Genomic DNA, 11913 nt, shown 5'->3' with positions numbered 1-11913 from the left:
ACATGAAAGTAGATGTATTAGTTGCTGAAATAGGCTCTACAACAACTGTTGTAAATGCCTTTTTCGGCATACATACAGACAGTCCAAAATTTATTGGTCAAGGTCAAGCACCAACAACTGTATTTGAAGGTGGAGATGTAAGAAATGGACTAAATGGAGCAATAGATGATTTAGCTAAGAAGTTAGGAGTAGACAGTATAGAATATAATGACTTTTTTGCTACATCTAGTGCAGCAGGCGGTCTTAAAATGACTGTTCATGGACTTGTATATGATATGACGGCTAAAGCTGCTAAAGAAGCAGCACTTGGAGCGGGAGCTGTTATACATAAAGTAACAGCGGGAAAACTAAGAAGAACAGATTTAAAAGAAATAAAAGAGATAAGTCCTAATATAATACTTATAGCTGGTGGGGTAGACTATGGAGAGCGAGATACTGCAATTTATAATGCAGAATTAATAGCAGGACTTAATCTAGGAATACCTGTTATATATGCTGGAAATATTGAAAATATAGAAGAAATAAAATTAATATTTGAAGATACAAACTATAAGCTATATATAGTTGACAACGTATATCCTAAAATTGATTATCTAAATATAGAACCAACTAGATGCGTCATACAAAATGTATTTGAAGAACATATAACTAATGCGCCGGGTATGGAACATATAAAAGAATTAGTCAATTCTCACATAACACCAACACCAGGGGCTGTTATGGAGGCATCAAAGCTACTTAGAAAAAATATAGGAGATTTGATGGTTATAGATGTAGGAGGGGCAACTACTGATATACATTCTGTAACAGAAGGAAATGATGGAATAAGTAGAATACTTGTAAATCCAGAACCAATAGCTAAAAGAAGTGTTGAAGGTGACTTAGGAGTTTACGTTAATATGAGAAATATAGTAAATACCATAGGAAAAGAAAATCTACAGGAAGAATTAAGTGATATAAACTTAGATGAAGTTATAGAAAATTATTTACCAATACCGAAAACTAAAGAACAAATAATTTTAGTAGAAAGACTTACTAAAGAAGCAGCTCTTCGTGCCACTAAAAGACATTCAGGAATTATAAGGAGTATATATTCTACTAGTGGTAAAAGTAGGATAGCTGAAGGTAAGGACTTAACAGAAGTTAGATATATTGTAGGAACTGGTGGTGCTTTAACTAGGCTTCCTAACAGAGTTGAAATAATGAAAGAAATACCTAAAAACAACAAAAATAAGGACTTATTGTTTCCAAAAGAAACTGTAAAGGTATTAGTAGATAATGACTATATAATGGCATCTCTTGGAGTATTATCTAAAAAATACGAAGATGCAGCTCTTAAGCTTATGTTAAAGAGTTTAAATTTTAAGGAGGAAACTTTGTGTATCCAAGATTAGAAATAAATATAACTAAACTTAAACACAATGTATGTAGGCTTAAAAGTATATTAAATGAAGAGAACTTAAAAATGGCTATAGTAACAAAAGCATATTGTGCAATTCCTGAAGTCGTAGAAGAAATAAGTAACGAATATGTAGATTATATAGCTGACTCAAGAATTAAAAATTTAAAGAAACTTCAAAGTCTAAAACTTCCTAAAATATTACTTAGAATACCAATGATAAGTGAATCAAAAGAAGTTGTTAAATACTCAGATATAAGTTTTAATTCTGAAATAGAAACTATATATAGATTAAATGAAGAAGCTAAAAACATTAATAAAGTTCATAATATAGTTTTAATGGTCGATTTAGGGGATTTAAGAGAAGGATATTTTAATGAAGAAGAGCTATATAATGTAGTAGATAACGTATTAAACCTAAAAAATATAAAACTTATAGGGATAGGCACTAATTTAACTTGCTATGGAGCTATACTTCCATCACAGGAAAATTTAGGAGGGTTAGTAAAAATAGCTAAAAATATAGAAGATAAACATAATATAAAATTAGAATTTATATCTGGTGGAAATTCAAGTTCTATATATTTACTTCAAGAAGGAAAACTGCCAAAAGGTATAACAAATCTAAGACTAGGAGAAGCCATACTTCTTGGAAAAGAAACTGCATATGGAAACTTCATAGAAGAAACATATCATGATAGTTTTAAATTATATTGTGAAATTATAGAAATAAAAGATAAACCGTCAATGCCAATAGGAGAAATAGGTAAAGATGCCTTTGGAAAAGTGCCTCATTATGAGGATAAGGGTATAATGAAAAGAGCAATAGTTGGCATAGGAAAGCAAGATATAGATATTGAATCAATATTTCCAACTGATGAAAATATACAGATAATAGGTGCAAGTTCTGACCATATGATACTAGATATAACAAATAGTGAAAGTATATATAATATAGGAGATATACTAGGGTTTGTAGTTACTAGCTATGGTGGAATATTAACAGCTTGCACAAGTAATTATGTAGAAAAAAAAGTAGTATATAACTTAAGTACTCAAATACAACTTGTATAGGTAAAAAGCTATCTTTAAAGATAGCTTTTTTTATAATATTTTATATAAAAATGGCTTTTAAGTTTATAGAATAAGTATATTTATGATTTTAAAAAAATTTAATTATAACGTGAAAAGTGATATAATACTACATGAAGTATGTTTAGGAATCAAACTAAAATGGAGGTAAATATGAAAAATTCCATTAAAATTTTTAAAACAGATATGAAGAATCTAATTAAAAATCCTATAGCTCTAATAATAGTGATAGGATTATGCTTCATACCATCGTTATATGCATGGGTAAATATAAAAGCTTGTTGGAACCCTTATGAAAATACTAGTACAGTTCCAATTGCTATAGTAAATAATGATAAGGGAACGACTCTAGATGGCAAAAAATTAAATGTTGGAGACGATGTCATAAGTGAACTTAAGAAAAATAAGGACATTGGATGGAAATTCGTTGACTCTAAAAAGGGTAATATGGGTGTATTAGATGGAAGCTATTATGCAATGATAGAAATACCTAGCGATTTTTCAAAGGACTTAACTAGTGTTACAAGTGGAAAACCTATAAAGCCAACCATTATTTATAAAGTAAACACTAAATCAAATCCAGTAGCAGGTAAAATAACAGAGGTTGCTGAGGAAACACTTGTAAATGAGATTAATTCAAATTTTATAGCCACTGTAAATAAAACTTTATTCTCTTCATTAAATACATATGGAAAAGATATTGAAGATAGTAAAGATAAAATATTAGAATTAAAAAAAGCTGTGATAGGTTTAGATGAACACATGGATATTATTAATTTTATACTTGATAGTGTCAATAATAATTCTGAGAACTTAGCTACATATTTAAAAAGTATACAAAGTACACTACCACAAGTTACAGGTGGGCTAGATGCAGTATCTAATAATAATATGAATACAAGTAAAAATATAGAAAACATAAAAGATAATTTAAATAGCTCATTTAATGGTATTAAATCAACTTTAAACCAGATTAATAATGAAAATAATCAGACAAAGGATATAGTAAATAGTATTAGTCATAATTCTGGTAATATTTCAAAAGCAGATGTTGCATCAGCGATATCGCAGATAAATAATCAAATTAATAGTACTAAAAACCAAATAGATTCAATTATTAAATATTTAGAAGAATTTAATGAAGTTAAATCTAATAAAAATATAAATAAATTAATTAATGAATTAAATATAATAAAAGATGAATTAAGTAAACAGCAAGAAAACATAGGGAATCTTAAAAATCAACTAAATGGATCAATAGAATCTATGAAAGATACATTAAACTCTATAAATTCAACTGCAAGTAATTTATCAAGTAATGTAAATAATGCAATAAATTCCTATGATTCTAAGGTTAGACCAGCACTAAACAATACTGCGGATAGTTTAGTAAATGCAGCTAAAAATGCAGCTACATTAGTAGATAGCTCAAAGGGATTAGTTCAAGCTTTAAATGATATGCTAGGGTATGTATCTAAAGGGAGTAGTTTAACTGCAGAAATGTCTAAGGATTTAGACTCTAAATTAAATCAATTTAAAGATACTATACATATATTAAGTACAGAATTAAAAAAAGTTAGTGATAATGATTTAAATTCTATAATATCAATACTTCAAAGTAAGCCACAACTTATGGGAAATTATATATCTAATCCATTTAATTTAAAATCAGAACCAATATATCCTATTGAAAATTATGGATCTGGTATGGCACCTATATATACAACACTTTCACTATGGGTTGGAGGATTAGTACTTACATCACTTCTTACAACTGAAGTGGATAAATTTAAAGAATTAAGTATAAAAGAAAAATACATTGGAAAAATGATTACATTTGTATTTTTAGCAATGATACAAGGTTTTATAGTAGGTCTTGGAGATAAATTTGTACTTGGCGTTCAAACTGAAAATCTAGGACTATTTATATTTACTACAGTACTTTCATCAGCAGCATTTGCAATTATTTTATATACATTGGTTTCTCTATTTGGGAATATAGGAAAAGCAATAGGTATAGTGCTTATGGTTATACAAATTGCTGGATCTGGAGGAACTTATCCTATACAAGTAGACCCTTTAATATTTAGAATAATGCAACCATTTTTCCCATTTACATATACACTAAGCAACTTAAGAGAAGCTATAGCAGGTCCACTTTTAAGTACAGTTATGTTTAATGTGTCTATACTTATAGTGTTTGGAGTAGTAACTATACTTATAGGATATTTACTTAAAGAAAAGCTTAATAAATCAGTTAGAAAATTTGAAAAAGAATTTAAAGAATCTGGTTTATCAGAATAATTATAGAGGTGAACATATGAAAAAGATTTTTGAAATTTATTTAAGAGATTTAAAAAATATATTAACTATTAAGTCAGCCTTTATAATAATCGGAGGGCTTTGTTTGATACCATCGTTATATGCGTGGGTTAATATAGAGGCTTGCTGGAATCCTTATTCAAACACGGGAAATATTCCAGTAGCTATAGTAAATCAAGATGAGGGAACTTCCGTTGATGGAAAGTTTATAAATGTAGGTGATGAAATAGTTAAAGAGCTTAAAAAGAATAAAGACATAGGGTGGCAGTTTGTAGATGAGTGGCAAGGAAATTATCAGTTAAATGAAGGAAAATTTTATGCATTAATTGAAATACCACCTGATTTTTCTAAAGATTTGTCAACACTTACAACGAAAGACCCTCAAAAGCCAAATATTATATATAAGGCTAATGAAAAAGTTAATGCAATAGCTACTAAAATAACAGATGTTGCTAAAAATAAGTTAGTAGAAGAAATAAAAGCTAATTTTGTTGATACTTTAAATAAAGAAGCTTTTTCATTTTTATCAACATTAGGAGTTAAGTTAGAAGACAATAAACCGCAGATAATAGAATTAAAAAATGCTTTAGATAGTACATATAATAATTTAGAGAAAATAAATAATTATGTAAAAGAAGCAAATTCTCATGCAAATACACTTAAAAAGTATTTAAATAATACAAAGGGAAATCTTCCTCAGATAAAAAAAGAAATAAATAGTCTTCAAGATGTAGTAAAAAATAGCAAAAATTTAGTATTAGCTACAAAGGATAGTGTGAATAATGCATCAGAAAATATGAATAATAATATGAATACTATAAATAATATAAATACTAAATTACAAAATGAAATTGATAATTTAAAAAATATAAATGATGGTTCTTCAATTGAAAATGTAGAAAATACGATAGAGTCGGTATTAAAATTGATATCAACTATGGAAAATACGATAGATAAAGTTATAAGTGATCTTGAAAATATAAATAGCAAACATGAAAGTTCTAAGACACAAAATATAATAGATTCACTTAATACTTTAAAAACTATACTTTCTTCAGAAAAAGATAAATTAAGTGAGTTAAAATCAGTAATTGAAAGTGGTGGAACTAAAGAACAAATAGATGAACAACTTAATTCTTTATCAGGATTAGAAAATTCATTTAACAATAAGTTAAATTTAACAAATACTATATTTACTTCTGATGTATCTAATGTTTTAGATAGTGTAGGAGATGCTATGATTTCTAGCTCTTCTGATATAAACAACATATTAGAAAGTATAAATGTTATAATACCTCAAATAGATGCACTTTCTACTTATGGAATATCAAGTAGTGATGTTTTTGTAAAACAAGCAGGTAATATATCAAAAGAACTTAATAAGTTTGAAGATGACTTAGATAAGTTAGTAGAGAAAACTAAGATATTAACAGATAAAAATTTAGACAAGTTAATTTCAATATTAGATAAAAATTCAAAAGAGATAGCATCTTTTATATCATCACCTGTTAATGTTAAGACAGAAGAGTTATATAAGGCAGGTATATTTGGAGTCGCTTTAATGCCATTTTACTCAGTACTTGCAATATGGGTAGGGGCACTTTTATCTACATCACTACTTACAACAGAGTGTGAAGAATTAGCGGGAGAAAAGACTAATTTAGTTCAAAAACATTTTGGTAAAATGCTTACATTTATGACAGTATCATTAATACAGTCTTTAATAATTGCAACAGGCAATATATTTATATTTGATAAGCCTGTTAGTATACCTTTAATGTATTTATTTACTATAGTATCTTCTATACTATTTACTACAATTATATTTACATTAGTTTCTTTATTTGGGAACTTAGGTAAAGCTATAGCTATAGTTATTATGGTCTTCCAAATAGCAGGTTCTGGAGGGATATATCCTATACAAACTAACCCTAAGATATTTGAAATATTACAACCATATTGGCCATTTACTTATGCTATAGATGGATTTAGAGAAGCTATAGCAGGACCTAGCATGAGTGCTGTATATTATGATTTATCTATGTTAGCAATATTCTTTGTAATATTTATATCATTAGTCATATTTAAGAAAACTTTCCATAATATAACTGAATTTATGAATGATAAGTTTAAGGAGTCTGGTTTATAGTTATAAATAATGGTAATTATTTAACAAATAAATATTGAATAGCATTTCCATGACTAGTAAAATAATAATCATAATAAACATTAAGGAAGTGACAATATGAACAAGGATTATTATTGCCCATACTGTAAATCTAAATTAGATGTACTAGATGGATGAGGTACTATTAATTATTATTGCATGGAGTGCAATATGCTTATATCTAGAAAGAGGATATTGACTAAAGAAGAATTAGAGAATATTGATATAGAAAATAAAAATACCTAAAGGAATAATTCCTTTAGGTATTTTTATTAACATTACTATTAGTTATTATCTATTTCTCTTCTTGGGATAGTATATTGAATAGCATTTTCAATTTGCTCTAAATATCTTTCATCTTTTGGGGCAACAAATAGACAAGTATAACCTTTTTCACCAGCTCTACCAGTTCTACCAATACGATGTATGTAGTCTTCTGAAGTTTCTGGTATATCATAGTTATATACATGAGTAACACCAGTAACATCAATACCTCTAGATGCAACATCAGTAGCTATAAGATATTGTATATCTGCATTTCTAAAAGATTTCATAATTCTTTCACGTTTTGATTGAGGGATGTCGCTGTGAAGTTTAGCACAATTATACCCTCTTTGACAAAGTGATTCATCTAAAGCATCTGCTCTTCTTTTGGTTCTACAGAAGATTATAGCTAAAAAAGGATTATCTTTATCAAGTACAGAACATAGTGCATCTTGTTTTCTTCTATCTGTAGTTTCTACAACTTCTTGATTTATATTTTCAAGTGTTATTTCTTCTTTTTCTATAGATACAACAACAGGATCAGTCATATATCTATAAGCTAATTTTTTAACTTGTGAGTTCATAGTAGCGGAGAAACACAATGTTTGACGCTTTTTAGGAACTTCCTTTAATATAGCTTCAACTTCATTTTTAAATCCCATAAATAACATTTGGTCAGCTTCATCTAGTACAAAAGTTTTTAACTTACTAAGATTTACAGTTTTTCTATCTAAGTGATCTAAAAGTCTTCCTGGTGTAGCTACTATAAGGTGTATATTTCCCTTTAACTTTTTTAATTGACCTGCTATATCTTTTCCACCATAAGCTGATAATACATTTATATTCTTACCTTTTGAAAGTTCAATGGCTTGTTCAGTTATTTGAATAGCTAACTCTCTTGTTGGTGACAATATAAGTGCTTGAACATAATTAGCATTTGGATTAATATTTTCAAATATAGGAAGTAAAAATGCTAGAGTTTTTCCCGTACCAGTTTGAGCTTCTGCTATAACATCTTTTCCAGACTTTATAAATCCAATACTTTCTTTTTGTATAGGTGTAGGAGAGTTAATTCCCCTATTTTTTAGTACATTTACTAAATCTTTACTAATTCCAAGTTCTTCAAAATTCATTATATATTACCTCTTAATATCTTTATAATTTGAGCAACGGATTTGACCGAAATAGTTTGCCAACACGTTGCTTAAAGCATTAGTGAACGTTATATCGTTGCAACATAGAAATAGTTATCCTGAATGTCGCTTAAACGAAGTAAACTTTTTATTTATATTTTCCGTATTAATAAATAATATCATATAGTTATAATTAATACTAATAATATTATTTATTAATATAAAATATTAATGTTAGTTTTATATATTAATGGGTATTAAGTAAATGTTAGTATTTATAAATATACAGAAGATTTTATAAATTATAATTAAAGTTGATTTATTTAGATTATAGAAATATACTATAAGTATAAAATAAAATATTTGCTAGGGGTGCCGAAAGGCTGAGAGACGAAACGTTAACCCTTGTACCTGATCTGGATAATACCAGCGTAGGAAAGCTTGATAATATATTATTATATTATATATTAAATTAGAAATTAAGGCTATATTCCAATGTTGGGGTATAGCTTTTTAATTGCAAAAATATATGATATTGAAGTTAATTGAGGAGATAACAAGCTTTAGCAAATTAAATATTTAATAAATAAAAGGGAGAAGACCATATGAAAAACTACAAAATACCTACACTGACAATAGCAGGTTCAGACTCGTCTGGTGGAGCAGGTGTACAAGCTGATTTAAAAACATTTAGTGCAATAGGAACTTATGGGATGAGTGTTATAACAGCTATAACAGCCCAAAATACTAAAGGTGTATTTATGGTAGAAGATTTAAGCAAAGAGATAATTAAAAAACAAATAGAAGTTGTATTTGATGATATACGTCCAAAATCTTTAAAAATAGGTATGGTATCTAGTGAAGAAATAATAAAAGAAATAGCAAAAACTCTAGATAAATACAAACCAGAAAATCTAGTTATTGATCCGGTAATGATATCAAAGAGTGGATATTCACTACTTAAGCCAGAAGCTAAGCAAAGTATGATAGAGTATCTTATACCAATGGCCTACATAATAACACCAAATACACCAGAAGCAGAAGAAATAACAGGTATTAAAATAGACAATGTTGAGGATATGAAATTAGCAGGTCAAAAAATATTAGAATTAGGTCCGAAGTTTGTACTTATGAAGGGGGGACACTTAGACGGTGATGCTGTAGATATACTTATAGGCAAAGATATATTTAAAGTATATAAGAGTGAAAGGCTATATAGAAAAAATACGCATGGAACAGGATGTACACTATCTTCAGCAATAGCTGCACACTTAGCATTAGGATATGATATATGTGAAAGCGTAAAAAGAAGTAAGGAGTATATAACAAACGCAATAAGATATAGTTTTGATATAGGAAGTGGAGTAGGACCTGTTCATCATTTCTATGAAATAGAAAATAAGAAAATATAGTATTGGGGTAGAGAATATGTATAGTTTAATAAATAAAGTTAAAGAAATTAATCCATTAGTACTTCATTATACTAATGAAGTAACTATAAATGATTGTGCTAATATAACATTGGCACTAGGAGCGAGTCCTTTAATGAGTTTTTCATATGAAGAAGTAGAAGAGATTGTTCAGGTAGCAAGTGCAGTGGTTATAAATATAGGTACTATGAAATCTTCTAACTTAGAATTATTTTTACAAGCAGGTAAAATGGCCAATAAGTACAATAAACCTGTTGTACTTGACCCAGTAGGAGTATTTGCTACAAAAACTAGGGCAAATTTTGTAAAAAGATTATTAAATGAAGTAAGATTTACTGCAATAAAAGGAAATGTAGCTGAGATTAAATATATAGGTGGATTTGATGTTAAAGGCAAGGGTGTTGACTCTTTTGATGATGACAAAAATATTGATGAAGCTATAAAAAAGATTGCTAACAAATTAGAATGTGTAGTTTGTGCAACTGGAAAAGTAGATAGTGTAACTGATGGAAATAGAATAATTAAAATATATAATGGAACACCTAAGTTAAAGTATATAACTGGTACAGGGTGTATGTGTGCTAGCTTAATGGGATCATATCTTGGGAGTAGTGATAAAACTTTAGAGGCTATCTCTATGGGGATAATGACGATGAGTTTATGCGGACAGCTAGCTGATAAAGAAAATATATCTATAGGAGACTTCAAAGTTGAGCTTATGAATAATATATATGACCTAGATGAAGAAAAGCTAAATAAATTTGGAAAGGTTGAGGTTATATAATGAAATTTACAGATTATTTATTTGAAGAAGTTAAAAATATATGGCAAGAATACTTAGAACATCCATTTATAAAAGAACTAGGAGAAGGTACTTTACCTAAAGAGAAATTTAAAAATTATTTAGTACAAGATTATTTATACCTTAAAGAATTTGGTAAAGTATTTGCAATGTGCTTAATAAAGTCAAAGACTATAGAGGAAATGAACTTTTTCAGTAGAGCCATAAGTGCATCGATAGAATATGAAACAGCAGTACATGTTAGTTATATGAACAAATTAGGAGTACCACCAAAAATAGCAGAAACATGTAAATATGAAATAACAACAGATAATTATACTAGTTATATGCAAGCTATAGCCTTAAAAGGAAATTTAAGAGAAATTGTAATCTCTACAATGCCTTGTAACTGGAGCTATAATTATATAGGACACTATCTACTAGATAATTACAAAGAGACATTAGAAGGAAATTACTACAAAGAATGGATAGATATGTACTCTGAAGGAAAATTTGACGAGAATCTAAGGGAGTGGTTAGATTATGTTAACTATTTATGTAGAGATATAAGTAATGAAGAAAGAGAAAACTTAAAAGAAATATTTATAAAATCAAGTTTACATGAATTAGAATTTTGGAATATGGCCTATAAAGAAACTAAGGAGGGAGACTTATGTCTAGTTTAAATAATATATTAGGAATAGTTATATTAATCGTTAGTATAGGATGGTTTTGCTTGTATCTAAAAGATATGAAAAATAGAAAATTAAGCACAAAAGAAATAGTACTAATCGGTATGTTTTCAGCAATGTCTTATATACTTTCTATGATTCAATTTATAAAATATCCTCAAGGCGGGGGAATAACTTTATTTTCAATGTTACCTACAATGCTACTTGCTATACTTTACGGTAAAGAAGTTGGGATAACTGCAGGTTTAGTTTTTGCTTTAATAAAGTTAATAAGTGGACCAACAATAATACATCCAGCTCAGTTTTTATTAGATTATATACTTCCAATGATGGTACTAGGGTTAGCAGGAATATTTGGAAGAGATAAAAAACTTAATATATTTGCAGGATGCATATTAGCAACTAGCCTTAGTGTTTTAATGTATATAATATCAGGAGTATTATATTTTGCACAATATGCACCTAAAGGAATGAATCCTATAGTATATTCATGTGTATATAATATATCAAGTGCAGGTGTAGAAGGATTATTAACTAGCATATTAATATTATCTATACCTATAAAGAGGTTTAGTAAGGTTTTAAATATATCAATTAGCCAATAAATACTAAAAAATTAATATAGGAGATAAA

At 28.0% G+C, this 11913-nt stretch carries 9 protein-coding genes and 1 riboswitch; of the genes, 8 read left to right on the top strand and 1 reads right to left on the bottom strand.

All coding sequences use genetic code 11. The features are described from left to right. Nucleotides 1-2 precede the first annotated feature (2 nt). The 4 genes from ABHC41_RS01430 (at nt 3) to ABHC41_RS01415 (ending at nt 6962) form a co-directional block, all read left to right on the top strand. Nucleotides 3-1394 (top strand): GlmL-related ornithine degradation protein, encoded by a 1392-nt coding sequence (locus ABHC41_RS01430; RefSeq protein WP_166505053.1) that lies wholly within the window; start codon nt 3-5, stop codon nt 1392-1394. Next, nucleotides 1379-2473, top strand: coding sequence for an ornithine racemase Orr (gene orr, locus ABHC41_RS01425; protein ID WP_195236921.1), 1095 nt, complete (start codon nt 1379-1381; stop codon nt 2471-2473). The genes ABHC41_RS01430 and orr overlap by 16 nt, the downstream gene beginning before the upstream one ends. A gap of 171 nt (nt 2474-2644) precedes the next feature. Next, nucleotides 2645-4795 carry a YhgE/Pip domain-containing protein gene (locus ABHC41_RS01420; RefSeq protein WP_166505055.1) on the top strand — a complete coding sequence of 717 codons (2151 nt, stop codon included), beginning with the start codon at nt 2645-2647 and terminating at the stop codon, nt 4793-4795. A gap of 16 nt (nt 4796-4811) precedes the next feature. After that, a complete protein-coding gene (locus ABHC41_RS01415) occupies nt 4812-6962 on the top strand; it encodes a YhgE/Pip domain-containing protein (protein WP_195580920.1) in 2151 nt (716 codons plus the stop codon). Nucleotides 6963-7264: 302 nt separating this feature from the next. Here the strand turns inward: ABHC41_RS01415 and ABHC41_RS01410 are convergent, their stop codons facing one another. Beyond that, complete coding sequence (locus ABHC41_RS01410) at nt 7265-8377, bottom strand: DEAD/DEAH box helicase (protein ID WP_271891999.1); 1113 nt, start codon at nt 8375-8377, stop codon at nt 7265-7267. Between the two features lie 358 nt (nt 8378-8735). Beyond that, nucleotides 8736-8832: riboswitch (TPP riboswitch) on the top strand. A 150-nt stretch (nt 8833-8982) separates the two neighbouring features. On the opposite strand from ABHC41_RS01410, the gene thiD reads away from it, so the two are divergent. Genes thiD through thiT form a run of 4 tightly spaced genes read left to right on the top strand, consistent with a single transcriptional unit; the run spans nt 8983 to nt 11885 of the window. After that, nucleotides 8983-9789: a bifunctional hydroxymethylpyrimidine kinase/phosphomethylpyrimidine kinase gene (gene thiD, locus ABHC41_RS01405; RefSeq protein ID WP_092926731.1), complete on the top strand. Its 807-nt coding sequence runs from the start codon at nt 8983-8985 to the stop codon at nt 9787-9789. A gap of 16 nt (nt 9790-9805) precedes the next feature. Beyond that, nucleotides 9806-10591 (top strand): hydroxyethylthiazole kinase, encoded by a 786-nt coding sequence (gene thiM / locus ABHC41_RS01400; protein ID WP_195236924.1) that lies wholly within the window; start codon nt 9806-9808, stop codon nt 10589-10591. Continuing rightward, a complete protein-coding gene (gene tenA, locus ABHC41_RS01395; protein WP_166505059.1) occupies nt 10591-11274 on the top strand; it encodes a thiaminase II in 684 nt (227 codons plus the stop codon). The genes thiM and tenA overlap by 1 nt, the downstream gene beginning before the upstream one ends. Beyond that, nucleotides 11262-11885 carry an energy-coupled thiamine transporter ThiT gene (thiT, locus tag ABHC41_RS01390; protein WP_330677981.1) on the top strand — a complete coding sequence of 208 codons (624 nt, stop codon included), beginning with the start codon at nt 11262-11264 and terminating at the stop codon, nt 11883-11885. The genes tenA and thiT overlap by 13 nt, the downstream gene beginning before the upstream one ends. Nucleotides 11886-11913 lie beyond the last annotated feature (28 nt).

Origin of the sequence: Romboutsia sp. 1001216sp1, from assembly GCF_039841805.1 — a bacterium.
GTDB classification, from domain to species: Bacteria; Bacillota; Clostridia; order Peptostreptococcales; family Peptostreptococcaceae; genus Romboutsia_C; species Romboutsia_C hominis.
The sequence above is the reverse complement of the archived record's forward strand: the minus strand, read 5'-3'. Positions and strand labels throughout refer to the sequence as shown.

Excerpts from the sequence above, each read along its gene's own strand:
- ABHC41_RS01415 (WP_195580920.1), top strand. The coding sequence starts at position 4,812 with ATGAAAAAGATTTTTGAAATTTATTTAAGAGATTTAAAAAATATATTA.
- tenA (WP_166505059.1), top strand. The coding sequence starts at position 10,591 with ATGAAATTTACAGATTATTTATTTGAAGAAGTTAAAAATATATGGCAA.
- thiT (WP_330677981.1), top strand. The coding sequence starts at position 11,262 with ATGTCTAGTTTAAATAATATATTAGGAATAGTTATATTAATCGTTAGT.
- thiM (WP_195236924.1), top strand. The coding sequence starts at position 9,806 with ATGTATAGTTTAATAAATAAAGTTAAAGAAATTAATCCATTAGTACTT.
- thiD (WP_092926731.1), top strand. The coding sequence starts at position 8,983 with ATGAAAAACTACAAAATACCTACACTGACAATAGCAGGTTCAGACTCG.
- ABHC41_RS01410 (WP_271891999.1), bottom strand. The coding sequence starts at position 8,377 with ATGAATTTTGAAGAACTTGGAATTAGTAAAGATTTAGTAAATGTACTA.
- ABHC41_RS01420 (WP_166505055.1), top strand. The coding sequence starts at position 2,645 with ATGAAAAATTCCATTAAAATTTTTAAAACAGATATGAAGAATCTAATT.
- ABHC41_RS01430 (WP_166505053.1), top strand. The coding sequence starts at position 3 with ATGAAAGTAGATGTATTAGTTGCTGAAATAGGCTCTACAACAACTGTT.